The sequence below is a fragment of the Aeromonas sp. s13 genome, assembly GCF_040907905.1.
GTDB lineage: Bacteria > Pseudomonadota > Gammaproteobacteria > Enterobacterales > Aeromonadaceae > Aeromonas > Aeromonas veronii.
The window spans coordinates 110,172-133,634 of the sequence record NZ_JBFOCS010000065.1 but is presented as its reverse complement, the minus strand read 5'-3'; the positions used below and the strand labels follow the sequence as shown (position 1 = coordinate 133,634).

The 23,463-nt window shown below is 59.1% G+C and carries 22 protein-coding genes; 6 read left to right on the top strand and 16 right to left on the bottom strand.

Translation table 11 applies throughout. From position 1 onward, the window contains the following. Positions 1 to 7 precede the first annotated feature (7 nt). Positions 8 to 1,876 carry a 1-deoxy-D-xylulose-5-phosphate synthase gene (gene dxs, locus AB5Y82_RS12075; RefSeq protein ID WP_368173993.1) on the top strand — a complete coding sequence of 623 codons (1,869 nt, stop codon included), beginning with the start codon at positions 8 to 10 and terminating at the stop codon, positions 1,874 to 1,876. Positions 1,877 to 2,008: 132 nt separating this feature from the next. Here the strand turns inward: dxs and ushA are convergent, their stop codons facing one another. Then, complete coding sequence (ushA, locus tag AB5Y82_RS12070; RefSeq protein WP_005335278.1) at positions 2,009 to 3,733, bottom strand: bifunctional UDP-sugar hydrolase/5'-nucleotidase UshA; 1,725 nt, start codon at positions 3,731 to 3,733, stop codon at positions 2,009 to 2,011. A 268-nt stretch (positions 3,734 to 4,001) separates the two neighbouring features. Here ushA and AB5Y82_RS12065 point away from each other — a divergent pair, with 268 nt between their 5' ends. From AB5Y82_RS12065 to AB5Y82_RS12055, 3 genes are all read left to right on the top strand, one after another. Further along, the gene (locus AB5Y82_RS12065) at positions 4,002 to 4,346 is read left to right on the top strand and encodes a DUF2956 domain-containing protein (RefSeq protein WP_064338659.1); all 345 of its coding nucleotides are present in this window, start codon (positions 4,002 to 4,004) and stop codon (positions 4,344 to 4,346) included. Positions 4,347 to 4,489: 143 nt separating this feature from the next. Beyond that, positions 4,490 to 4,825: a hypothetical protein gene (locus AB5Y82_RS12060; RefSeq protein ID WP_005335280.1), complete on the top strand. Its 336-nt coding sequence runs from the start codon at positions 4,490 to 4,492 to the stop codon at positions 4,823 to 4,825. 113 nt (positions 4,826 to 4,938) lie between these two features. Then, entirely contained in the window at positions 4,939 to 5,808 is an 870-nt protein-coding gene (locus AB5Y82_RS12055) for a hypothetical protein (protein ID WP_111899895.1), read from the top strand. A 54-nt stretch (positions 5,809 to 5,862) separates the two neighbouring features. On the opposite strand, the gene AB5Y82_RS12050 is transcribed toward AB5Y82_RS12055, so the two are convergent. Both AB5Y82_RS12050 and fkpA read right to left on the bottom strand, forming a co-directional pair. Continuing rightward, complete coding sequence (locus AB5Y82_RS12050; protein ID WP_368173992.1) at positions 5,863 to 7,269, bottom strand: sigma-54-dependent transcriptional regulator; 1,407 nt, start codon at positions 7,267 to 7,269, stop codon at positions 5,863 to 5,865. Between the two features lie 151 nt (positions 7,270 to 7,420). Next, positions 7,421 to 8,224, bottom strand: coding sequence for an FKBP-type peptidyl-prolyl cis-trans isomerase (gene fkpA, locus AB5Y82_RS12045; protein ID WP_005335283.1), 804 nt, complete (start codon positions 8,222 to 8,224; stop codon positions 7,421 to 7,423). Positions 8,225 to 8,342: 118 nt separating this feature from the next. Here fkpA and AB5Y82_RS12040 point away from each other — a divergent pair, with 118 nt between their 5' ends. Both AB5Y82_RS12040 and AB5Y82_RS12035 read left to right on the top strand, forming a co-directional pair. After that, on the top strand, positions 8,343 to 9,311 hold the full coding sequence (locus AB5Y82_RS12040; protein WP_043820853.1) for a vegetatible incompatibility protein HET-E-1: 969 nt from the start codon (positions 8,343 to 8,345) through the stop codon (positions 9,309 to 9,311). Between the two features lie 14 nt (positions 9,312 to 9,325). Next, entirely contained in the window at positions 9,326 to 9,541 is a 216-nt protein-coding gene (locus AB5Y82_RS12035) for a SlyX family protein (protein WP_005335285.1), read from the top strand. Between the two features lie 126 nt (positions 9,542 to 9,667). On the opposite strand, the gene AB5Y82_RS12030 is transcribed toward AB5Y82_RS12035, so the two are convergent. The 13 genes from AB5Y82_RS12030 to glyA form a co-directional block, all read right to left on the bottom strand. Beyond that, a complete protein-coding gene (locus AB5Y82_RS12030; RefSeq protein ID WP_019445927.1) occupies positions 9,668 to 10,609 on the bottom strand; it encodes an ABC transporter permease in 942 nt (313 codons plus the stop codon). Positions 10,610 to 10,613: 4 nt separating this feature from the next. Beyond that, complete coding sequence (locus AB5Y82_RS12025; RefSeq protein ID WP_042080630.1) at positions 10,614 to 11,588, bottom strand: ABC transporter permease; 975 nt, start codon at positions 11,586 to 11,588, stop codon at positions 10,614 to 10,616. Between the two features lie 100 nt (positions 11,589 to 11,688). Then, the gene (locus tag AB5Y82_RS12020) at positions 11,689 to 13,245 is read right to left on the bottom strand and encodes an ABC transporter substrate-binding protein (RefSeq protein WP_368173991.1); all 1,557 of its coding nucleotides are present in this window, start codon (positions 13,243 to 13,245) and stop codon (positions 11,689 to 11,691) included. 70 nt (positions 13,246 to 13,315) lie between these two features. After that, positions 13,316 to 15,040 carry an ABC transporter ATP-binding protein gene (locus tag AB5Y82_RS12015; protein WP_005358467.1) on the bottom strand — a complete coding sequence of 575 codons (1,725 nt, stop codon included), beginning with the start codon at positions 15,038 to 15,040 and terminating at the stop codon, positions 13,316 to 13,318. A gap of 487 nt (positions 15,041 to 15,527) precedes the next feature. Beyond that, a complete protein-coding gene (locus AB5Y82_RS12010; protein ID WP_368173990.1) occupies positions 15,528 to 16,022 on the bottom strand; it encodes a phosphatidylglycerophosphatase A in 495 nt (164 codons plus the stop codon). After that, entirely contained in the window at positions 16,019 to 16,978 is a 960-nt protein-coding gene (gene thiL, locus AB5Y82_RS12005) for a thiamine-phosphate kinase (protein WP_368173989.1), read from the bottom strand. The genes AB5Y82_RS12010 and thiL overlap by 4 nt, the downstream gene beginning before the upstream one ends. Before the next feature lie 57 nt (positions 16,979 to 17,035). Next, positions 17,036 to 17,449: a transcription antitermination factor NusB gene (gene nusB / locus AB5Y82_RS12000; RefSeq protein WP_005343514.1), complete on the bottom strand. Its 414-nt coding sequence runs from the start codon at positions 17,447 to 17,449 to the stop codon at positions 17,036 to 17,038. A gap of 14 nt (positions 17,450 to 17,463) precedes the next feature. Further along, positions 17,464 to 17,934 carry a 6,7-dimethyl-8-ribityllumazine synthase gene (gene ribE, locus AB5Y82_RS11995; protein ID WP_005338866.1) on the bottom strand — a complete coding sequence of 157 codons (471 nt, stop codon included), beginning with the start codon at positions 17,932 to 17,934 and terminating at the stop codon, positions 17,464 to 17,466. A 276-nt stretch (positions 17,935 to 18,210) separates the two neighbouring features. After that, positions 18,211 to 19,320: a bifunctional 3,4-dihydroxy-2-butanone-4-phosphate synthase/GTP cyclohydrolase II gene (gene ribBA / locus AB5Y82_RS11990; RefSeq protein ID WP_005358461.1), complete on the bottom strand. Its 1,110-nt coding sequence runs from the start codon at positions 19,318 to 19,320 to the stop codon at positions 18,211 to 18,213. Positions 19,321 to 19,469: 149 nt separating this feature from the next. Continuing rightward, positions 19,470 to 20,123 (bottom strand): riboflavin synthase, encoded by a 654-nt coding sequence (locus AB5Y82_RS11985; RefSeq protein WP_111899892.1) that lies wholly within the window; start codon positions 20,121 to 20,123, stop codon positions 19,470 to 19,472. A 55-nt stretch (positions 20,124 to 20,178) separates the two neighbouring features. Beyond that, complete coding sequence (gene ribD / locus AB5Y82_RS11980; protein ID WP_111899891.1) at positions 20,179 to 21,288, bottom strand: bifunctional diaminohydroxyphosphoribosylaminopyrimidine deaminase/5-amino-6-(5-phosphoribosylamino)uracil reductase RibD; 1,110 nt, start codon at positions 21,286 to 21,288, stop codon at positions 20,179 to 20,181. A 97-nt stretch (positions 21,289 to 21,385) separates the two neighbouring features. Further along, entirely contained in the window at positions 21,386 to 21,835 is a 450-nt protein-coding gene (gene nrdR, locus AB5Y82_RS11975) for a transcriptional regulator NrdR (RefSeq protein WP_005338880.1), read from the bottom strand. A gap of 150 nt (positions 21,836 to 21,985) precedes the next feature. Beyond that, entirely contained in the window at positions 21,986 to 23,239 is a 1,254-nt protein-coding gene (gene glyA / locus AB5Y82_RS11970) for a serine hydroxymethyltransferase (protein ID WP_005338884.1), read from the bottom strand. Positions 23,240 to 23,463 lie beyond the last annotated feature (224 nt).

The window sequence follows — 23,463 nt, the reverse complement described above, 5'->3', positions numbered from 1 at the left end:
TAACAATATGAGCGTTGATATTAGCAATTTCCCCAACCTGGCCCTCGCGGACACTCCGGTCGAGCTGCGTTCCTTACCCAAAGATCGGCTGCCGGTGCTGTGCAACGAGCTGCGCGAATATCTGCTGCGCTCTGTCAGCCGCTCCAGCGGACACTTTGCCTCCGGTCTCGGTACGGTCGAACTGACCGTGGCCCTGCACTACGTCTACAACACCCCGTTCGATCGGCTGATCTGGGATGTGGGCCATCAGGCCTATCCCCACAAGATCCTGACCGGGCGCCGTGATCAGATCCACACCATCCGGCAGAAGGATGGCCTGCACCCCTTCCCCTGGCGTGGCGAGAGCGAGTACGACGTGCTCTCCGTCGGCCACTCCAGCACCTCCATCGGTGCCGCCCTTGGCATGGCGGTCGCCGCCGAGAGCGAAGGGCTGGGTCGCAAGGTGGTAGCAGTGATTGGTGATGGTGCCATTACCGCTGGGATGGCCTTTGAAGCGCTCAACCACGCTGGCGATGTTCACAAGGACATGCTGGTGATCCTCAACGACAACGAGATGTCCATCTCCGAAAATGTCGGTGCGCTCAACAACCATCTGGCCCGGGTCATGTCCGGCAAGCTCTACACCACCATCCGCGAAGGAGGCAAGAAGGTGCTGGCAGGTCTGCCACCGGTTAAGGAGCTGGCCAAGCGGGCCGAAGAGCACCTCAAGGGGATGGTGGTGCCCGGCACCCTGTTCGAGGAGTTCGGCTTCAACTATATCGGCCCCATCGACGGTCACGATATCGAGGCACTGGTCGAGACCCTGCGCAACATGCGCAACCTCAAGGGCCCACAACTGCTGCACGTCAAGACCAAGAAGGGCAAGGGTTACGAGCCGGCGGAGAAAGACCCCATCGGTTATCACGCCGTGCCCAAGTTCAATCCTGACGAGTGTTCCCTGCCGAAAGCGAGCGCCGCCAAACCCACCTTCTCCGCCATCTTTGGCCAGTGGCTGTGCGACATGGCTGCCAAAGACGAGAAGCTGGTCGGCATCACCCCTGCCATGCGCGAAGGCTCCGGTCTGGTGAAATTCAGCCAGCAATATCCGGATCGCTACTTCGATGTGGCCATTGCCGAGCAGCATGCGGTCACGTTCGCCGCGGGTCTTGCCATCGCCGACAAGAAGCCGGTGGTGGCCATCTATTCGAGCTTCCTGCAGCGCGCCTACGATCAGGTGATCCACGACGTAGCGCTGCAAGATCTGCCGGTGCTGTTCGCCATCGACCGGGCCGGTCTGGTGGGCGCCGATGGCCCGACCCATCAGGGGGCGTTCGACATCAGCTTCCTGCGCACCGTGCCCAACATGGTGGTGATGACGCCATCTGATGAGAATGAGTGCCGCCAGATGCTCTATACCGGCTATCTCCATCAGGGCCCTGCCGCAGTGCGCTATCCGCGCGGCAGCAGCCTGAGCGATGCCCCCATCTCGTCAGAGATGCAGGCGCTGGCGCTTGGCAAGGGACGTATCCTGCGAGATGGCAAGGGCACAGCTATTCTGGCCTTTGGTACTCTGCTGCACAACGCCAAAGCGGCCGCAGAGGCACTGGATGCCACCCTGGTGGACATGCGCTTCGTCAAACCGATGGATGAGGCGCTGGTGCTGTCGCTGGCGGCCAGCCACGATAACTTCGTCACCATTGAAGACAACGCCATCATGGGCGGTGCCGGTTCGGCGGTGAACGAGTTGCTGATGCGCAGCAAGCAGTGCAAGCCGGTGCTCAACCTCGGCCTGCCGGATCGCTTCGTCGAACAGGGCACCCAGCAGGAGATCTATGCCCTGCTCGGTCTGGACGATGCTGGCATCCAGCGCAGCATCGAAAGCTGGCTGCAAGCCTGACGAGACACGATGTGATGCAATGACTGGAAAATTCAGTAACGGTTCGAAAAAATCCCCAGGTAATGCCTGGGGATTTTTTTAAGAAGACAGCAGAGTGTGACTACTGTTGTGACGATACCGAATCGACAGCGCTTAGTTACACCCTTCGGTAGAGGCTGAGTTCAGGTAGCTCACCTCATTGCCTGGCTGATAATCGGCCACGTTGATGGTCTTCTTGATCTCGATGTACTCCTTCAGCACGGCAGCATCCACCAACCCGGCGTTGATGGTATCGATCTTCGGATAGCCGTCACCACCGGAGGCGCTGAAACTCGGGATCGCGAAGCTGTAGGTTGCTGCCGGATCAAACGCCTTGCCACCGATACTGGTGATATTGACGCTCTTGGCCTGACAATCCACCGCCATGTTGATACCGCCAAACTGGGCATAACCACCGGTATTGCGGGTCTTGCTTGCCACCTGGCCCAGATAGGTCGCCAGATCGCTTCCCTTCATGACAGCCTTGTTGACCGTGTTGCCAAACGGGTGTACCAGCAGCACGCTGCGGTAGGTGATATCACCGGCCGGGATGCTGTCACGGACGCCGCCAGAGTTGACGATACCAAAGTCGACACCCAGCTTGCTGCTGGTCGCCGTGGTGATGAGGCGACCCAGGTTGGTCTGCTTGTTGCGAACCGAGTTGCGATCACCAACCAGCAAGCCATCTGCCGAGCCAATGACGACATTCAGCTCTTGCTGACCTTTCTCCTGATAACCCAGCAGGGTGTTATACAGCTCGGGATCCTTGGTGATCTCGTCCTGTACGAACTGCATCTTGGCCGGATCCTTGGTTACGGCGCCGTTGGCATCGATCGCCTCGCCCTTGGCGTTGCGCTTGATCAGGTTGACCGGGATCAGGTCATAGCTGGTCAGGGTCAATTTGCCATTCTGGTACTCAAACTGGGCACGGCCCACATACTTGCCCCACTCGTGGGCCTGCATGATCCAAGTGCCGTTTTGCTGGTCCGGTTGGCAGTTATCACCCGGTTTGAAATTGGCGTACTTGTTGGTGGTACCCGGTTCCATACAGACCGGATTCTGGGAGTGGCCACCAATGATGGCATCCAGAGTCCCTGCCGGCAGTGCACGAGCCATCTCTACATCGCCCGGCGCATTGCTGCCGTGCTGACCATTCTCGTAATGGCCCATGTGAGTGATGGCGAAGACCAGATTGGCCTCCTTGTTGCTGCGGATCTGCTGGCCCAGTTTGGCCGCCTCGCTGGTCGGATCGCGGAACTCCAGGGTCTGCACGTTGTTGGGATCAACCAGCTGGGCGGTATCCTCGGTGGTCAGACCCAGTACGGCAACCTTGAGACCGCTCTCCAGCTTGAACACCTTGTAGGGGTCAAAGTAGTGTTTGCCACTGGCCTTGTCATAGATGTTGGCCGAGAGCATGGGGAACTGGGCCCACTTGCGCTGCTTCTCCAGTACGCTGAGGGGGTTGTCGAATTCATGGTTGCCCACTGCCATGGCATCGTAGCGAATGTTGTTCATCGCCATGAAGTCAGGCTCAGCATCCTGCAGATCGGACTCCGGCACCCCGGTATTCACATCACCACCGGAAAGAACCAGTACGTCACTGCCAGCAGCCTTGGCATCGGCACGCAGCTGCTCGACCAGAGTCTTCTGGGCAGCCATACCATACTCATTTTCAGCGTTGTGCCAGAAACGGCCGTGGGTATCGTTGGTGTGCAGGATGGTCAGTTTGCAGACATTTTCGGTGCAGGGTGCAACGGTGTCATTGCTCGAGGTATTACAGCCAGTCAGTGCAGCAAGCACGGCCAGTGCCACGCCGCCTTTGATAAAGTTATTATTCATTTCCATATCACCTTGATTGTTTTGTTATTTATCAACCCTGTCCAGCGGGTCGGGCGCCAATATAACAAACAACAGATGACCGTTTTTCATCGATGACTCACAAATTCTGCTAATTGTGATCTTCGGCCCAACATCCGGCTTCCTGCTGATTTATCAGGTTTTTTGTTGAGCAGTCACTCACTTGCTCCCCTCCCGCACCAAGGAGGCGCCACCCGGACGCGCCTTTATGGCATACTCCCCAGCCAGCCATGCCCGAGGAGATGATTTGATGGCCAAGTACGACAAGATTTCCCCCGAGACCCAGCAGGAGGCGATGAAAATTGCCCGTGCCAACCAGAAGCCGGGGCAGACCAAGGAACAGACCCAGCTTATCGCGCAAGGGATCCAGAAAGGCATCGACGAATACAAGAAACAGATGAAGGCGCGGGCCCGCGAAGCGAGCCGCCAGAAAAAATTGCAGGCCAAAGCCAGGCAGCCACAGGGCGCGCCCCAAACCGAAGAGCAAGACGCTCAGCTGGAGCTGGTTGAAGTAAGCCATCAGCATCCCCTGCCCTGGATCTTGCTGGTGCTGAGCTGGCTGGGATTTGCAGCAGCCTGGTTCTGGTTGCATTAAGACGCGCTAGCAAACCTTTATCCGGGATCCTCTTCACAGCCCGGGCCCGGGCTGCTGGTGATTACCTGCGAAGAGTGATTAAATTCCGCGCCTCTTGCACCGGACAACCGGTTTTTTGACGATCAGTTTTCAGGAAAGATGTTATGAACCCCGCTCCGCTCTATCTGCTGGCCCCTTTTGTTCTGTTCCTTGTGACCATGCTGCTCTATCGCATTTCGCCGCTGCGGGCGGTCGCCGCCGGTGGGGTACGCTGGTTTATCCTGCCGGCCTTCACCCTGTTTATTTTGCTGATCATCATCAATGGAGCCGCCGATCCCACCCTGCGCGATCCGGCATTCCACTGGTTGATGCCGGGCCTTGGCTTTGCCCTGAGCCTGTTTCCGGCCCTGCCCAAGGCGCTGGTGCCACGGCTCGCCATCAAGGAGGGGGCCTTTGCCGCCCTCGGTCTGATGCTGATGAGCCTAGCTATGGTCTACTAAGCAACTGGCCACAGCCGTTAACATGACTCAAGGGGCGCTCTGTGACGGGCGCCCCTTGTACAAACAATGGCCTGCAGGCATCTTGGTGACAGGATAACCAGCAAGGAGGCCAAATGGACAATCCGCCCGATTTCATGGCGCTGTGGGATTATCAGGATCCCGCCGCCAGCGCCCTGCGTTTTCACACCCTTCTTCCCGAAGCGCGCACCGCCGACGACCTGCAACTCGAACTGGAGTTGCTGACCCAAATTGCCCGTACCCATTCACTGCAGCGCCAATTTGCCGAAGCCCATCAGCTGCTCGACGAGATAGAGCCTCGCCTCACCGACACAACCCCCAGAGCGCGGATCAGGGCCCTGCTGGAACGAGGCCGCACCTTTAACTCGGCGGGCGACAAAGCCAGTGCCAAACCGCTGTTTGAACAAGCCTGGCAATGGGGGCTCAAGGAGAAAGAAACCTATCTCGCCATCGACGCCGCTCACATGATCGCCATCGCCGCACCACTGGAAGAGCAGAGCCGCTGGCATCAACTGGCGATGGAGCTGGCGGAACGCAGCAGTGACGAGAAGGTGCGTGGCTGGCTGGCCCCCCTTTACAACAATCAGGGCTGGACCCTGTTCGAATTGGGCCGCTTTGATGAGGCGAAAATCCAGCAGCAGAAGTGTCTGGCCTGGCATCTGCAACATAACCAGCCGGCCAAGGCGTTTATCGCTCGCTGGAGTCTGGCTCGCCTGACCCGGGCCCAGGGTCAGCACCAGCAGGCGCAGGCAGAGCTGCACCAACTCAAGGCCGATATGGCCGAGGCAGGCGAACCTGAGGATGGTTATCTGTTCGAGGAGCTGGGGGAGAATGCCTTGGTGCTGGACGATCCGCTGGCCGCGGAATACTTCTCCCGTGCCTGGTTTCTGTTGTCGCAGGACCGCTGGTTCAGCGCCAACGAGGGGGAGCGACTGGCCCGCCTCAAGCGCCTCGCCAAACTCTGATCCCCAAAATAGCAAGGGCGGCACACTAGCCGCCCTTTCTGCTGGCAAGATGGTTCAGGCCCGATTGGACTCTTCCCACCCCTGCTTTTTACGGTAAATGGTGGAGGGGCTGATCTCGAGCAGGGCCGCCGCCTTGGGAATATTGCCGTCACAGCTGGCGATGGCCTGTTCGATCACCTCTTTTTCCACCAGCCAGAGCGGACGAATTGGCCCGTTAGCCACCGCGGTGGCGGCCGGAGCCGATGCCACCGCGGCCGCAATCGCAGCCGGCAGCTGGGGACGAACTCCATTGAGTGGTGGCGGCAGAATATCCGGGCTCACCAACTCCTTATCGTTGAGCACCACAATATTGCGCACCACGTTTTGCAGCTCGCGTACGTTGCCAGGCCAGGGGTAGTCGAGCAGCACTCGCGCCGCCTCGACATCGAAATCCTTGAAGCGTTTGTTCTCCTCCTTGGCGTAGCTTTGCAGCAGGGTGCGCGCCAGCAGCAGGATATCCTCACCCCGCTCCCGCAGCGGCGGCAGGGTAAGCGGAATGACGTGGAGCCGATAGTAAAGATCCTCGCGAAAACGGCCTGCTTTCACCTCCACCAGCGGATCCCGGTTGGTGGCGCAGATAAAGCGCACATCCACCGTCTCGAGCTTGCCGCTACCGACCCGCTGCACTGTGCCAGTCTGGATAAAGCGCAGCAGCTTGCTCTGCAGATCCAGGTCCATCTCGCAGATCTCGTCGAGAAACAGGGTACCGCCATCAGCCAGACTGGCCGCCCCCTTGCGATCCCCCTGGGCGCCAGTAAAAGAGCCCTTCACATGGCCGAAGATCTCGCTCTCCATCAAATCGTGGGGAATGGCGGCGCAGTTGAGGGCAATAAAGGGCTGCTCGCTGCGGGGACTGCACTGGTGAATCGCCTCGGCACACACCTCTTTGCCGGTGCCGCTCTCGCCAGTGATAAAGACGGTCGCCTTGCTGGGCGCCGCGCTCTCGATGATGCGATAAACCGCCTGCATCGACATGGAGGCACCGATAAAACCGAAGAAGGAGCTGCGCTCGAAGTTCTCCCGATAGTGGGCAACCAGCGAGCTCAACTGCTGGTGTTTCAAGGCATTGCGAACGGTGGCGCAGAGCCGCTTGCTGTCAAACGGCTTGGTCAGAAAATCGAAGGCACCGAGGCGCATCGCCTCCACTGCCACATCCACCGAGCCGTGAGCGGTGATCACCACCACAGAGCAAGGCAACTGCTGTTCGGTGATCATTTGCAGAATATCCATACCGGACATATCCGGCAGCTCCAGATCCAGCAGCACCAAGGGGGGAGGACTTGCCAGCAACTGCGCCAACGCCTGTTGACCGCAGTCGGCCAGCACCACCTCGTACCCCTCCTGGCGCAGGTACTGTTCATAGACCACCGCCAGACTACGGGTATCTTCCACCAGCAGGACACGCGATTTATTTTCAGCCACTGGACTCATCCTTGTATTTGATTCTGCGATCTATTTTGCCTTATTTTCGCGCGCAAACCCAACGCCAAGACAGCTCTGTTATCCCGCGATTGTAGGGAATACACAAGTAAAAACGGCTCCTTAAGGAGCCGTTTTTAAATACAAGAAGGGATTACTTCTTGGCGTCGTCAGCAGTCGGCTTCTCGATAGCCAGCAGCTCAACGTCAAACACCAGCACGGCGTTCGCCGGGATGGAGCCTGCACCGTGCTCGCCATAGGCCAGCTTGGACGGCAGGAAGAACTTGAACTTGGAACCAACCGGCATCAGCTGCACACCTTCAGTCCAACCCGGGATAACCTGATTGAGCGGGAAGGTAGCCGGCTCGCCGCGATCGACGGAGCTGTCGAACTTGGTGCCGTCGGTCAGGGTACCGGTGTAGTGAACCTTGACGATATCGGTAGATTTCGGCTTGGCGCCAGTGCCCATCTTCTCGACCACGTATTGCAGGCCGGATTCAGTGCTCTTAACACCCTCTTTCTTGGCGTTGGCAGCCAGGAACTCTTCGCCCTTCTTCAGATTCTCAACGGCGTCTTTCTCGGCCTTGGCCTTGGTCAGCTCGTTGATCTTGGCGTCGTAATCCTGCAGTACCTTCTGGATCTCTTCATCAGTCATCTTGGCTTCTTTGCCTAGACCGTCAGTCACCCCTTTCAGGATCACGGCGTTGTCCAGTTTGATGCCCAGTTCCTGCTGACGCTCCAGGGTATTGGCGATGTAACGACCCATGGAGAGGCCAATTGCGTAGCCAGATTGCTCTTCAAAGCTCTTGGCTTCGGCCTTGGTCGCCTCTGCCGGCTTGCTGGCTTCTGCCTTCACTTCGGCGGTATTGGCCGCAGCAGGCTTCTCGTCTTTTTGGCAAGCAGTCAGACCGACGGCAACGGCCGCCGCCAACAGGGACACCTTCAGAAATTTGTTCATCAGTTTCTCCAAACTCCAAATACCGCTCTCGGTTCCATCGTGAAATGAGAGGTTTATCGTGATAAGCGCCTTATACTAACGCCGTGATCGCAGGTAACAAAAGCGTGAGACCGCAAAAATGATAAAAAGTGCCATTTATCTGGTGAGCCTCTGTTTAATGCTCACCGGTTGCGAGCAAAGCTCCCAACCCAACCAGCAAATGACCCTCGCCAGCACGGGTCTGCTGACAGCAGATCTCTCCAGTGATGGCAAGCAGGCCATCGTCTCCAGCATCAGCCAGGGCATCATCGTCTGGGATCTGGAACAGAACCGTCAACGCTGGCGCTGGAAGCAATCCGACTCGGCGGATGATCTGGTATTCATTACCCGCTTTTCCGAAGGCAACAGCCATGCCGTCACCGCCACCCCCGACACCTTTGCAACCTGGCGGCTGAGCGACGGGCAATCACAAGGCTACTACTCACTTCCTGAATCCAGGCTGAGGGACATCGCGCTCTCTGCCGACGGTCGTTATGTGCTGATCGGGCGGGAAGATGGCAAAGCTGAGTGGCTCGACACCCGAAGCGGCCGTCGCCTGCAGTTTCTGGGGCACACCGAACAGGTCAATACGGTGGATCTCTCCGCCAACGGTCGCTACGCCCTGACCGGCGGCAACGACTACAGCGCCTATCTGTGGGATACCCGTAGCGGGCAGGTGATCTGGCGCTTCAACCATGGTGGCCGGGTGATCATGGCCAGACTGGAGCCGAGCGGCCGCTACGCCTTCACCGCCGACAGCAGCCGGGCCAGCATCTGGGATCTGAAAACCGGCAAGGAGGTGAGTCAGCTGCAATATGATCACCGCTTCGAGGTCTACACCAGCGCCCGCTTTGCCAACGATGGCAAGTGGCTCATCACCGGCGCCCCTTCCCGTCAGCTCTCCCTGTGGCAAGTGAGCGATGGTGCCCTGCTGCAGAGCTGGCGCGTCTCGCCGCAACCCAAGGTGAAACCGCCCAGCGCAGTGGTCTACGGCGTCGCTTTGCGCGACAATAGCCACCTTGTCAGTGCCAGCTCCAGTGGTCTGGCCGAAATCTGGACAATCAAGTAAGGACCCGAAGGCCCATGAGTCAGCAACTTAACGATCGCATCGAAACCCTGGAAACCCGTCTCGCCTATGCGGAGTACACCATAGAGCAGCTCAACGACGAGGTGACCACCCAGGGCCGTGAACTCGATCGGCTCAAATACCAGATCCAGCTGCTGATCGACAAACTACAAAGCGTACAGCCCAGCCAGATTGCCAGCATGGCCGAAGAGACCCCGCCGCCGCACTACTGATGGGTGTGCAATCAACAAGCTGTCTGCTCAATACAATAAAAATCCGAAACCGGCCAAACCGGTTTCGGATTTTTTTCATCCAAATGACCTGATAGCTGCGACTCGGCGCCTCAGAGTCGGCCCGCGTTAACCTTTGTAGATCTTGGGGTTAAATACATCCCGTAGCCAGTCGCCCAGCAGGTTGATGACCAGCACCAGCACCACCAGACAGATGCCCGGGAAGGCGGTGATCCACCAGGAGCCGGAGAAGATGTAGTTGAAGCCGACGCTGATAAGCGAACCGAGCGAGGGCTGATCAACCGGCATCCCCAGACCGAGGAAGGAGAGTGCAGCTTCACTCATGATGGCGTTGGCCACCTGCACAGTGGAGATGACCAGAATGGGCGACAAACAGTTGGGCAGAATGTGGCGGAACATGATGCGCGGGGCGCGGAACCCCATCACCTTGGCCGCTTCCACATACTCCTTCTTCTTCTCCGCCAGCACAGAGGCGCGCACGGTACGGGCGTACTGCGGCCACTCGGCGATACCGATGATCACCACCAGCATCATGATGGCGAACTTCGAGTAAAACTCGGAGCCAAAGGTTGCCTGAAAGATGGCGGAGATGATGATCGCCACCATCATGGTGGAGAACGACAGCTGCACATCGGCAAAGCGCATCAGCAGGTTGTCGATTCGACCACCGAAATAACCGGCAATCAGACCGATGACGATACCCAGCACCAGCTGCAGCGCCACCGCAAACAGGCCGATGGTGAGGGAGATACGGGCGCCATAGAGGATGGTGCTCCAGATATCCCGCCCCTGGTTGTCGGTACCGAGCCAGAAACGCTCCTCGCCGCCTTCGAGCCAGGAGGGGGGCAACTCGGCATCCATCAGATCAAAACTGGTCTGGTCATAGACGTTGTGCGGGGCGAGCCAGGGCGCCAGCAGCGCCGCCAGCACAAATACCACAAACACCGCAAAGCTGAACATGGCTACCTTGTCCCGCAGGAAGTAGTAGACGATGTCAGAGTTCTTGAATCGTGCCCAACGGCTTGGGCTTGCAGTTACAGCATTAGTCATGCGCTTACCCCTTGGCAGTCAGGTTAACGGTAGGGTTAATCAACCCGTAGAGCAGGTCGACCAGGGTATTGGTCACCACGAAGATCAGTCCCACGAAGATGACGTAGGCGGTGATGAGGGGCGTATCGACCCGGTGGATCGCCTCAAGGAACAGGAATCCGGTGCCCGGCCACTGGAACACGCTCTCGGTCAGGATGGTGTAAGCCACCATGGTGCCGATCTGCACCCCACCGACGGTAATGACCGGCAGCATGGTGTTCTTCAGAGCGTGGCTGTAGTAGACCTTGTTGTTGTCCAGCCCCTTGGCGCGGGCGAACTTGACGTATTCGGAGGAGAGCTGCTCCAGCATCTCGGAGCGCACCAGCCGGATAAACAGCGGCAACATGATGGAGGAGAGAGACACCGCCGGCAGGATCAGGTGCAGGATGCCGTCCCAGGTGAAGAAGCCCGACTCCCAGCCCAGCAGGTTACGGGTCTCGCCGCGGCCATAGGCAGGCAGCCAGCCCAGCTGGATGGAGAAGAGGTACATCAGCATGATGGCGGTCAAAAATACCGGGATCGAGATACCGATACTGCTCCCCGCCATGATGATCTTGGTGGGAATGCTGCGCGGGCGGATCGCCGAATAAACACCGAGTGGAATGGAAACCACCACGATGATGAGCGCGGCAGCAAACACCAGCTCAAGGGTAGCCACCAGCTTGTCGAGGATCACCTCGAGAGCAGGTCGCTTGAAGAAATAGGAGGTGCCCAAATCCCCATGCACCGCATTTTTCAGAAAGCGGCTGTATTTGATGAGGAAGGGATCGTTAAGGCCCATCTTCTCGCGCAACTCGTGACGCTGGGCTTCGGAGACGGATTGTCCCACCAGCTCGCGCAACGGGTCACCCAGGTTGTCCTGGATGGAGAAGGCGACCAGGCTGATGACGAACATCACTATCACGGCCTGATAGAACCGTTTCAGCAGGAATGTAAACATGCTTGTCCTTCTACGTGGCCTGTGTCGTGGCACAGGCTTCTGTTAGTGGGCGGAGTGGCCAGCTGACCACCCCGCCCCCGTCCTTCCTTGCGACGTTCTCTTACTTGCTGACCACCAGGTCACCCAGGTAAGGGAAGTTCATCACGTTGACCACCGGCTTGATGTCGACGTTCTTCTTGGCGCCATAGGCCAGATCTTCCCAGTGCAACGGCACGTAGGCAGCATCTTCGATCAGCATGGCTTCGACCTTTTTCAGCATCTCGGCACGCTTGGCCGGATCGGTCTCGGCATTGGCATCCATCACCAGCTTGTCAGCTTCGGCGTTGGCGTAACCGGCGCAGTTGTACTGGCCCATACCGGTCTTGGCATCCTTGGTGAAGGTCAGGAACTCGAAGAAGTTCGCGGTATCTTCGGTGTCGGAGTGCCAGCCGATCAGCTGCATGTCCGCGGCACACTTGTCAAACTCGGGCCAGTACTGGGCCACCGGCATGGTCTTCAGATCCACCTTGATGTTGATCTTGGCCAGCATGGCGGAGACAGCCTGGGCAATCTTGACGTCGTTGACGTAGCGGGCTGCCGGGGAGATGAAGGTCATCTTGAAGCCTTTCTCGTAACCGGCCTCTTTCATCAGCTCCTTGGCCTTGCCCAGATCATACTGGGGCACCAGCGCCTCGTTGTGACCGGCATAGCCTTTCGGGCTCAACTGGCCAGCAGGTGTACCGAAGCCCTTGTTGATCTTCTCGACAATGCCCACCTGGTTGATGGCGTAGTTGATCGCCTGACGCACGCGCTTGTCTTTCAGTGCCGGGTTGGTGTTCTGGTTCAGCTCGATGATGATGGCGCGGGTACCGGACAGGGTGACCAGCTGGGAGTCCTTGCCATTCTTCACGCGCTCCAGATCGTTCGGCGCAACCGGATAGATCATGTCCACGTCGCCACCCAGCAGGGCTGCAACACGGGTCGCATCTTCCTTGATCGGCACCACGGTCAGGTTCTCGACGTTACCCTTGGAGGCTTTATCCCAGTAGTTGGCGTTGCGGGCATAATCCAGCTTCACACCCTGCTCGCGGAACTTGACGGTGAACGGGCCAGTACCGGAGACATTGGTCGAGGCAAAGGAGTCACCATTCTTGACGATCTCGGCCTTGTCTTTGCCCGCTTCGGTCTTGCCGGTGTAGAACTTGGAGTCCATCGGGAAGATGTAGGTGACGGTCTGCAGCACCAGCGGGAACGGCTTGGCGGTGACGAGATCCACGGTGTAGTCATCGACTTTCTTCACTTCGCTGATGGGATCGAAGATCGCCTTGAAGTCGACGGAGGATTTCAGGCGGTTGACGGTCCACACCACGTCGTCAGCGGTGAAGTCGTTACCGGAGTGGAACTTGACCCCTTTGCGCAGGTGGAAGCGGACGGTCTTGTCATCGACACGCTCGAACTTCTCGGCCAGACGAGGCTCGAACTGCAAGTCCTGGGTGTAACGCATCAGGGGATCGAATACCAGGTGCGACATCTCCAGGGTCTGACCGGAGAGCTGCTCCTGCGGATCCAGCGAAGTGGCGTCAGAAGCGACACCCACCTTGATATCAGCGGCTGAGACACTGAAGGCGAAACCGGCGGCAAACAGCGCCAGGGCAATCTTGGACAATCCTTTCTTCATCTTGTTCTCCATGCTTTTGGCTTTCTTATGACACTTTTTTTGACAAGCAGACCGGCGCACCGGCGCTCTCCTAGCTTGCGATTTCCAGCCCCTCGCGGGACATTCCCTTGAACTCCGGCATGAGGGAGATCAGCTTGCGGCTGTACTCATGCTCGGCATTGGTAAAGAGTTTCTCGGTCTCGGCCACTTCCACCAGATGGCCGTGCTGCATCACCCCGATGCGGTCGCACATCTGGCGGATCACCGGCAGATCGTGGCTGATAAACAGCATGGTGAGCTTGAGCTCCTGCTGCAGATCCTTGAGCAGGTTGAGGATCTGGGCCTGCACCGACACATCCAGCGCCGAGGTCGGCTCGTCGCAGATAAGGAAGCGCGGGCGAGTGGCCAGGGCGCGGGCAATGGAGATGCGCTGGCGCTGGCCGCCAGAGAACTCGTGGGGATACTTGACCCCGGCACCACGACCGAGACCCACGTGATCCAGCAGATCGCCGACGATCCCCTCGATCTGGCTCTCGCTGCTCGCCAGCTGATGGAAGCGGATCGGCTCGGCAATGATGTCGCGCACCTTCATCCGTGGGTTCATCGAGGAATAGGGGTTCTGAAACACCATCTGCATCTGGCGACGCAGCGGGCGACGCTCGCGCTCGCTCTTGAGGGCGGTCAGATCGATCCCCTCGAAGAAAATCTTGCCGGTATCAGGCGGATAGAGACCGGTGATGGCACGGGCAATGGTCGATTTACCGGAGCCCGACTCCCCCACCAGACCGAAGGTTTCACCCTCGAAGATCTCGAAGCTGATGTTGTTGCAGGCGCGTACATACTGGCGGCGGCTCGGGAAGATGGAGTCCTTGGTGACGAACTTCAGATCGACGTTCTCCACCCGCAGCAGCGCCCCTTCATAGGCACGCTCGTCCTGACTCTGGCCGAGCCAGTGGGTCTTGAGGTCGATATTGGTATCCGGCGCACTGGCATCCTCGATATAGGAGACCAGCGGGAAACGCACCAGCTTCACATCGGAACGAGGGACCGCCGAGATGAGGCTGCGGGTATAGGGGTGATTGGGGCTGCCCAGCACCTGTTCGGTCAGGCCGAACTCCACCAGATCGCCGCGATACATCACCGCCACCTTGTCGGTAACGTTGGAGACCACGCCCATGTCGTGGGTCACCAGCATGCAGCCCACCTGACGCTCTTTGCAGAGGGCGCGGATAAGCTGGAGGATCTGATCCTGAATGGAGACGTCGAGCGCCGTGGTCGGCTCATCGGCGATGATCAGCTCCGGATCGCAGGAGAGCGCGATGGCGATAACCACCCGCTGACGCATGCCACCGGAGAACTGGTGCGGATACTGCTTGATGCGCAGCTCCGGCTGCGGAATACCCACCGCCCCCATCAGCTCCAGCGCCTTGGCAAAAGCGGCTTCGCGAGAGAGGTCGGTATTGGCCAGAATGGTCTCCACCAGCTGATGCTCAACGGTGAACAGCGGGTTGAGGGAGGTCATGGGGTCCTGGAAGATGAACCCGATACGGGAACCACGGATGGCCCGCATCTCGTTCTGGCTCTTGCCGGAGATGAGCTCGCCATTGAGATAGATATCGCCACGGGCGATGCGACCCGGCGGGCTCAGGAGATCGATAACGGCGTTGCCGATGGTGGACTTGCCGGCGCCGGATTCACCGACCACCCCGACAATCTCACCCTTTTCGATAGAGAAAGAGAGATCCTTCACCGCGGCCAGTACCCCGTAGCGGGAGGGGTACTCGATCCGCAAGTTCTTTACTTCGAGCAAGGACATGTTTACCTCTGCGGGGGACATCCGTCCCAAATAATTCGTCCGTAAATCAGCCGCAGATGCCGGTTGTTACCTTGGGCAATATTTGCTCAATCCATGAGGCAGCGAAACCAGCGATCCGGGCGGGTTTTTTGCATTTTTTTGGAATAACCCGCGAGTAACTTAGACGGTTTGACCACGGGTGTAAATGATTGAGTTATACAATTCCGCAATGTTTTGTGCAGATAACCACCAATTCAGCAGAGATAAATGATGATTTTCATCACACAAATGGCCGGTGCGTCCGTACATCTATTGGTATCATTACTTTAATTTCAACAACAACGCAACAAGCAGCATTTATCACTATTTCCAAAACAATCACGAGCCCCGAATGAGTAGTGAATATTTATGTGAAATGGATGATAAACGGCAGCATATGCCGATGAATGAAAATTAAGCAGATATAAATCGGGGGATGTCAGAACGATCATCCCCCGGAAGGTGGCTCTCAACCGAGCCAGAATGCCAGTAATTGCATACAAAACAGGGCGAACAGGCCGGCGATAAGATCGTCCAGCATGATGCCCAGGCCACCGTGGATCCGGCGATCAAACCAGGAGATGGGCCAGGGCTTGAGCACGTCAAACAACCGGAACAGCGCAAAGCCCGCCACCACCCACTCCCAGCCGGCAGGCGCGGCGATCATGGTAACGCCAAAACCGATCACCTCATCCCAGACGATGCCGCCGTGATCCGGCATACCGATGGCATCGGTGGCGCTCTGGCAGATACGAATACCGACCACAAACCCCACCGCCAGCAGGGCGATAAACCAATAGGTCGGCAGCCCGCTCACCAGCAGGTAGAGCGGAATGGCCGCCAGGGTGCCCATGGTGCCCGGCGCCTTGGGGCTGAGACCGGAACCAAACCCCACCGCCAAAAAATGAAGCGGATTTTTCAGATCCAGTCGTGTCAGCTCGGGCTTTATCCTGAACAAACTCATGCGAAGTGATCCCACCCTTTCAGTTGCAGCTCGACCGCTTGGTCGGCACGCAGGTAGTCGATGCCCGGCTCGCCCGCCACGATGCGGCCGATGCGGCTAAACTTGACCCCGCTGTGGGCCAGCGCCGTATCGAGCGCGCCGCGGTGCTCCTCCGGTACGGTGAAGCAGAGCTCGTAGTCATCGCCACCGGCCAGCGCCAGTTGCCACGCCTCCTGCTCGCTCACCGCATCCTGCAGCACCGGCGAGCGCGGCAGCAGATCGAGATCGATCTGGGCCCGCACGCCGGAGGCCTTGAGGATATGGCCGAGATCCGATGCCAGACCATCGGAGAGATCCAGCGCACTGCCCGCCAGCCCGCGCAGCGCCTGACCGGCCAGAATGCGGGGATGGGGGTGGTCGAGCCGTGGCAGCACGGCTGCCAGCTGGTTCTCGTTGAGGCTACGTTTGCCCAGCAGGTGGGAGAGCGCCAGCGCAGCATCTCCCAGGGTACCGGTGACATAGATGCCGTCACCGGCTTTGGCGCCGCTGCGCATCAGGGCGCGCCCGGCAGGCACCGACCCCTTCACCGAGATGGTGATGGAGAGCGGCCCGCGGGTCATGTCTCCGCCCACCAGCGCCACGTTGTAGTACTCGGCCAGCTCCAGAAACCCTTCGGCAAAACCGGCGACCCAACCTTCGTTGATGGCAGGCAGGGTCAGCGCCAGCGACACCCAGCGCGGCTCAGCCCCCATGGCGGCGAGATCGGAGAGATTGACCGCCAGCGCCTTGTAGCCGAGATCCACCGGATCCATGTCGGGAAAGAAGTGTACGCCGCTCACCAGAGTGTCGGTGCTCACCGCCAGCTGGGTATCGGGGGGCAGGGTCAGCAGGGCACAGTCATCTCCAGGGCCCATCACCACGTCCTTGCGGGCGTGGGGGACCTTGAAGTACTTATCAATCAGCTCAAATTCACCCATACAGTAAAAAGCCAGCAATAAGCTGGCTCCTCTCTTAGATGCTGACGGACAGCAGGATCAACGCTTGTTCAGCGACTTGATCACCTTGTCCAGTACACCGTTGACAAACTTGTGGCTGTCATCGGCAGCAAAAGCTTTGGCCAGCTCGATCGCTTCGTTGATGACCACGCGCGGCGGTACATCATCACGACGGGTCAGCTCGTAGGTCGCCAGACGCAGGATCGCCTTGTCCACCATGTCCACTTCTTCCAGCGGACGGGAGAGGAAAGGTGCAAACACCTTGTCCAGCTCGCTGCAGTGGAGGGCTACCCCGAACAGCAGATCGCGGAAATAGTTCAGGTCTACACCCTTGGTGTCCTGATCGATCTTGAACTGCTCTTCGATGTCACCCACGTTAGCCTTGGTCATCTGCCACTGGTAGATGGCCTGGGTGGCGCAATGGCGGGCTTTACGGCGCTCAGACGGTTTCAATGTACTTCTCCTCGTTACACGTCCAGTTCTTTCAGGACGTTGATCATTTCGAGCGCTGCCAGTGCAGCCTCTGCACCCTTGTTACCCGCCTTGGTACCTGCACGCTCGATGGCTTGTTCAATGTTTTCAGTGGTCAGCACACCGAAGGCAACGGGAATTTCATATTCCATCATTACCTGGGCCATGCCCTTGCTGTTCTCGTTTGCCACCAGGTCGAAGTGGTAGGTGCCGCCACGGATGACAGTACCGACCGCCACGATGGCGTCGTATTGACCACTCTTGGCCAGCTTCTTGATGACCAATGGCATTTCAACCGCGCCCGGCACTTTTACCAGTGTCAGGTTGCTGTCCTGCACTTGACCTTGACGCTTCAGTACGTCCACCGCGCCGTTCACCAGACTGTCGTTGATGAAGCTGTTGAAACGGGCAACAACAATAGCAACGCGCGCCTCAGGAGCGGCGATATTTCCTTCGATAACCTTCATTGGAAATCCTGTATCTGTGCAATCAAAAGGGCCGGAGTCAAAAGTGCGCACATTCTAGCACAACAGACCCACGACAAAAACCATGGCCGCAATAGACGGCCATGATCGCGATTTAACCAGTCCGACGCGCTAACTCGCCGGTAAATTCCACGACTTCCAGACCGAAACCGCCCGGAAGGAGATGGTACTTCTCTGGTAGTACATTACTCGCCTACGTACTCAACCACTTCCAGACCGACACCACCCGGAAGGGGATGGTACTTCTCTGGTGGAGCTTTACTCGCCGACGTACTCAACCACTTCCAGACCGAAACCACCGAGGGCATGGTACTTCTTCGGCGAGCTCAACAGGCGCATCTTGCTCACGCCAAGGGCCTTGAGGATCTGGGAACCGACACCCACCCGGCGCGAGGTGCCCTGCCACTTGGCTCCTTCCGGTGCCAACCCCTTGTCGGCGGCTTCAAAACCCTTGACCCTAGCCAGCAGCTCGGCGCCATGGGATTCCGCCCCCAAAATCACCAGCACGCCGCCCTCGTCAGCGATGCGGGCCATGGATTTGGGCAGTGGCCAGCTTCGGGCTGCATGGCGGTCGGTCAGCAGCAGATCGCTCAGCACATCGTGCAGATGAACCCGCACCAGCGTCGGCTGGTCGGCCTGTACCTCACCCTTTTTCAGGGCGAAGTGAACCTGATTGTCGATGGTGTCGCGGAAGGTGATGAGGTCGAACTCGCCAAACTCGGTGGGCAGCTTGCACTCGGCCACTTTCTCGACCGTGGTCTCGTGCTGGTTGCGGTACTCGATAAGGTCGGCGATGGTGCCGAGCTTGATGCCGTGCTCCTCGGCGAACACCTCCAGATCCGGACGGCGCGCCATGGTGCCATCTTCGTTGAGGATCTCGACGATGACGGCCGCAGGCTCGAAACCAGCCAGACGGGCCAGATCGCAACCCGCTTCGGTGTGACCGGCGCGGGTCAGCACGCCGCCATCCTGTGCCATCAGCGGGAAGATGTGGCCCGGCTGCACCAGATCGGCCGCCTTGGCATTGGGCGCCACAGCCGCCTGCACGGTCACCGCACGATCGGCGGCGGAGATACCTGTGGTCACCCCTTCAGCCGCCTCGATGGAGACGGTAAAGGCGGTGGAGAACTGGGCATTGTTGCGATCCACCATCAGCGGCAGCGCCAATTGCTTGCAGCGATCCCGGGTCAGGGTCAGGCAGATGAGGCCACGGCCGTAGCGGGCCATGAAGTTGATATCCTCCGGACGGACGCAGGAGGCGGCCATGATGAGGTCCCCTTCGTTCTCCCTGTCTTCGTCATCCATCAGGATCACCATCTTGCCAGCCTTGATGTCGGCAATGATTTCCTGGGTTGTGCTCAGCGCCATGGGCTACTCCATCAGTGTGCTTGGGGGTTGAGCCCGCAGGCTCAACGCAAATGCGTGTGTATGTTGCTCTAGATTGGGGCTAGCGGCTCCATTTCAATCAGAGCGGGATCACAGAAAATCGTTTTGGTGGGCCGATATAGCGCACACCGTCAGAGAAAACCGGCCTTGGCCAGCGTCTCGATGGTCAGGGTCGAGGCGCTGCTCTCCTGACTTTTCCCCATCATCAGCCGCTCCAGATAGCGGGCGATCTGATCCACCTCGAGGTTGACCTTGTGACCCGGCTTCCAGCTGGCGATGGTGGTCTCCTGCGCGGTGTGGGGCACGATAGTCAGGCGGAAAAGGTCCCCCTGCACCGCGTTGACGGTGAGGCTGATGCCATCCACCGCAATGGAGCCTTTCTCGGCGATGTAGCGGGAGAGTTCCCCCGGCGCCTTGATCCAGTACTCGATGGCGCGGCCGCTGCTGGAGACGCTTTTCACCTCCCCTACCCCATCCACATGGCCGGAGACCAGATGGCCGCCGAGGCGGGAGGTGGGCATCAGCGCCTTCTCGAGGTTGACCCGATCGCCCACTCTGGCGGCGGCAAAACCGGTACGGGAGAGGGTTTCCAGCGACACGTCGGCGGTATAACTCTTGTCGCCCAGCGCCACCACGGTGAGGCAGACGCCGTTGGTGGCGATGGAGTCGCCCAGTTTGACGTCGCTAAAATCCAGGCTCGGCGCGTGCACGGTGAGGGCCATGTCATCGCCCTGACGGCGCAGCTCGGCCAGGGTTCCCACCGCTTCGATAATTCCGGTAAACATGCAGATCACCTTGCTGATGACGGGGGCAGACTATGCCCCCTTTAACATTGATAAATCAGGCTATTTTGGCGGTAATGCGAATATCCTGCCCCACCATGCGCACATCCTTGATGGCGAGCTTGGGCGCCTGGAACAGCCGGGTCAGGCCGGGCAGATGGAACAGGCCACGCCCCTCGTCACCCATCAATTTTGGAGCCTGATAGAGCACCAGCTCATCCACCAGCCCTTTTTCCAGCAGAGCGCCGCACAACCGCGGGCCCGCCTCAATCAGTACCGAGTTGACGTTCTGCTTGGCCAGCAGCATGAACAGGCTGACCAGATCGAGCTTGCCATCGAGCAGCGGCAGCTCCAGCTGCTGCACCCACTCGGGCCACTCGCCGGATGCCTTGTGGCGGGCCAGCAGCACCGGACTCTCGCTCTGGAACAGCGGCAGGTCGGGGGTGAGCCGGTTTTGCGAATCGACGATGACCCGCAGCGGCTGGCGCAGGGTCTCTTTGGGGTAGACGGCCTTGACCGAGGGGGGCAACTCGTCCCAGCGCACGGTCAGGGAGGCGTTATCGGCCAGCACGGTTTCGGCGCTGGAGAGCACCGCATCGTGACGGGCCCGCAGCCGCTGCACATCGCGGCGCGCATCGGGAGAGGTGATCCACTGGCTCTCGCCGCTCGCCATGGCGGTGCGGCCATCGAGGCTGGCCCCCAGCTTGACGGTCACCCGCGGGAAGGCGGTACGCATCCGCTTGAAAAAGCCCGGGTTGAGCGCCTCGGCTTCGCTCGCCAGCAGGCCGAAATCTGTCTTGATCCCCGCTTCGGAGAGCATCCGCAGGCCACGTCCGCCCACCTGAGGATTGGGATCGACCATGGCCGCCACTACCCGGGCCACGCCAGCGTTGATCAGCGCCTCGGCGCAGGGGGGAGTACGACCGTGGTGGGAGCAGGGTTCGAGGGTCACATAGGCGGTGGCGCCACGGGCGTTGTCACCGGCGGCGCGCAGGGCGTAGACCTCGGCATGGGGCTCGCCCGCCTTCTGATGCCACCCTTCGCCAACCACCACGCCATCTTTGACCAGCACGGCGCCGACGCAGGGGTTGGGGGCCGTGGTGTAGCGGCCGCGGCGGGCCAGTTCGAGGGCCCGACTCATCCATTGGTAATCATCTTGACTAAACATTCGGGCTCCTTTGACAACACATCTCGACTTTACGCAGTATCGTAGGTTCGATTAGCGCAGCGTAATCGGACGCGGCAACATGGGTGAGCATGGAGGTTTACTTCTCCAGCTTGGCGATCTCTTCACCGAACTCGCGAATATCTTCGAAGCTGCGATAGACGGAGGCAAAGCGGATATAGGCCACCTTGTCGAGACTCTTGAGCTCATCCATCACCAGATTGCCTACCAGCTCGGAGGCGACTTCGCGCTCGCCGGTGGCACGCAGGCGGGATTTGATATGGTTGACCGCTTTTTCGATGGCCTCCATGCTCACCGGCCGCTTCTCCAGCGCCCGCAGGATGCCGGCGCGCAGCTTGTCTTCATTGAACGGCTCGCGGGAACCGTTGGACTTGATGACGCGGGGCATCACCAGCTCGGCCATCTCGAAGGTGGTAAAACGCTCGTGACAGAGCAGACACTCACGACGGCGGCGCACCTGATGGCCTTCTGCCACCAGACGGGAATCGATCACCTTGGTATCAACCGCACTACAGAATGGGCAATGCATCGGACCTCCGGCGTTAATGGAACAGGGACCGGCCCGGCGGGCCAGGATCTAGGTCGGCCAGTGTAGCACGGCCATCCAAAACCGGTAAAAGCCAGAAAAAACAATGCCACCCGCAGGTGGCATTGGTCTCAAACCGGATGGTCTGGCTTATCAGCCATAAACCGGGAAGCGGCGGCAGATATCCAGCACCTTCTCGCGTACGGTGGCCAGCACGGCATCGTTGTCGTGGTTGTCCAGTACGTCGCAGATCCAGTGGGTCAGCTCGATGGACTCGGCTTCCTTGAAACCACGGCGGGTGATGGCCGGGGTACCGATCCGCACACCGGAGGTGACGAACGGGGAGCGCGGGTCGTTGGGCACGGAGTTCTTGTTGACGGTGATGTTGGCTTTGCCCAGCGCAGCGTCAGCATCCTTACCGGTCAGCTCGCGACCGATCAGGTCAACCAGCATCAGGTGGTTGTCGGTACCGCCGGAGACGATCTTGTAACCGCGCTCGATAAAGGTGGCGGCCATCGCCTTGGCGTTTTTCACGACCTGAGCCTGATAGGTCTTGAACTCCGGCTCCAGCGCCTCTTTGAAGGCAACGGCTTTACCGGCGATGACGTGCATCAGCGGGCCGCCCTGACCACCCGGGAAGACGGCAGAGTTGAGCTTCTTGTAGAGCTCCTCGTCGTCAGCAGCGGAGAGAATAAGACCACCGCGCGGACCGGCCAGGGTCTTGTGAGTGGTGGAGGTGACCACGTGAGCGTGGGGAACCGGGTTCGGGTAGACGCCAGCGGCGATCAGGCCAGCCACGTGAGCCATGTCGACGAACAGGTAGGCACCGACCTTGTCGGCGATTTCGCGCATGCGGGCCCAGTCAACGATGCCGGAGTAGGCGGAGAAGCCACCGATCATCATCTTCGGCTTGTGCTCGACAGCCTGACGTTCCATGTCGTCGTAGTCGATCTTGCCGGACTCATCGATACCGTAAGGCACGATGTTGTAAAGCTTGCCGGAGAAGTTGACCGGAGAGCCGTGGGTCAGGTGACCGCCGTGTGCCAGGTTCATGCCCAGTACGGTGTCGCCCGGCTGCAGCAGAGCCATATAAACGGCGCTGTTGGCCTGAGAGCCGGAGTGCGGCTGCACGTTGGCGTAAGTGGCACCGAACAGCTCTTTGGCGCGCTCGATAGCCAGGGTTTCGACCACATCCACATACTCGCAACCACCGTAGTAACGCTTGGAGGGGTAACCTTCAGCGTACTTGTTGGTCAGCTGGGAGCCCTGGGCTTCCATGACACGGGGGCTGGTGTAGTTCTCAGACGCAATCAGCTCGATATGCTCTTCCTGACGACGGGTTTCGTCTGTGATGGCCTGCCACAATTGCGGATCATAATTGGCGATGGTCATGTCACGTTTCAACATCCGTTTCTCTCCTGAAAATCGTTTGCGCGTTAGGTGAAGTGGGCGCGGGCATTGTAACGTGAGCTGGATCAAAGAGACAGTCCAACCACCTAAAAAAATGTTGAATTTATGTTGTAAAAAGCAAGATTCCCTCCCCGTTCAATACCCTGGCCGCTCCGCCAAACGATACATTTTTCATCCCGCGGCGGGCGGGCAAAACCCGAAGGGGATCACAACGCCCTCTT

Excerpts from the sequence above, each read along its gene's own strand:
- dxs (WP_368173993.1), top strand. The coding sequence starts at position 8 with ATGAGCGTTGATATTAGCAATTTCCCCAACCTGGCCCTCGCGGACACT.
- ushA (WP_005335278.1), bottom strand. The coding sequence starts at position 3,733 with ATGAATAATAACTTTATCAAAGGCGGCGTGGCACTGGCCGTGCTTGCT.
- AB5Y82_RS12065 (WP_064338659.1), top strand. The coding sequence starts at position 4,002 with ATGGCCAAGTACGACAAGATTTCCCCCGAGACCCAGCAGGAGGCGATG.
- AB5Y82_RS12060 (WP_005335280.1), top strand. The coding sequence starts at position 4,490 with ATGAACCCCGCTCCGCTCTATCTGCTGGCCCCTTTTGTTCTGTTCCTT.
- AB5Y82_RS12055 (WP_111899895.1), top strand. The coding sequence starts at position 4,939 with ATGGACAATCCGCCCGATTTCATGGCGCTGTGGGATTATCAGGATCCC.
- fkpA (WP_005335283.1), bottom strand. The coding sequence starts at position 8,224 with ATGAACAAATTTCTGAAGGTGTCCCTGTTGGCGGCGGCCGTTGCCGTC.
- AB5Y82_RS12040 (WP_043820853.1), top strand. The coding sequence starts at position 8,343 with ATGATAAAAAGTGCCATTTATCTGGTGAGCCTCTGTTTAATGCTCACC.
- AB5Y82_RS12035 (WP_005335285.1), top strand. The coding sequence starts at position 9,326 with ATGAGTCAGCAACTTAACGATCGCATCGAAACCCTGGAAACCCGTCTC.
- AB5Y82_RS12030 (WP_019445927.1), bottom strand. The coding sequence starts at position 10,609 with ATGACTAATGCTGTAACTGCAAGCCCAAGCCGTTGGGCACGATTCAAG.
- AB5Y82_RS12025 (WP_042080630.1), bottom strand. The coding sequence starts at position 11,588 with ATGTTTACATTCCTGCTGAAACGGTTCTATCAGGCCGTGATAGTGATG.
- AB5Y82_RS12020 (WP_368173991.1), bottom strand. The coding sequence starts at position 13,245 with ATGAAGAAAGGATTGTCCAAGATTGCCCTGGCGCTGTTTGCCGCCGGT.
- AB5Y82_RS12015 (WP_005358467.1), bottom strand. The coding sequence starts at position 15,040 with ATGTCCTTGCTCGAAGTAAAGAACTTGCGGATCGAGTACCCCTCCCGC.
- AB5Y82_RS12010 (WP_368173990.1), bottom strand. The coding sequence starts at position 16,022 with ATGAGTTTGTTCAGGATAAAGCCCGAGCTGACACGACTGGATCTGAAA.
- thiL (WP_368173989.1), bottom strand. The coding sequence starts at position 16,978 with ATGGGTGAATTTGAGCTGATTGATAAGTACTTCAAGGTCCCCCACGCC.
- ribE (WP_005338866.1), bottom strand. The coding sequence starts at position 17,934 with ATGAAGGTTATCGAAGGAAATATCGCCGCTCCTGAGGCGCGCGTTGCT.
- ribBA (WP_005358461.1), bottom strand. The coding sequence starts at position 19,320 with ATGGCGCTGAGCACAACCCAGGAAATCATTGCCGACATCAAGGCTGGC.
- AB5Y82_RS11985 (WP_111899892.1), bottom strand. The coding sequence starts at position 20,123 with ATGTTTACCGGAATTATCGAAGCGGTGGGAACCCTGGCCGAGCTGCGC.
- ribD (WP_111899891.1), bottom strand. The coding sequence starts at position 21,288 with ATGTTTAGTCAAGATGATTACCAATGGATGAGTCGGGCCCTCGAACTG.
- nrdR (WP_005338880.1), bottom strand. The coding sequence starts at position 21,835 with ATGCATTGCCCATTCTGTAGTGCGGTTGATACCAAGGTGATCGATTCC.
- glyA (WP_005338884.1), bottom strand. The coding sequence starts at position 23,239 with ATGTTGAAACGTGACATGACCATCGCCAATTATGATCCGCAATTGTGG.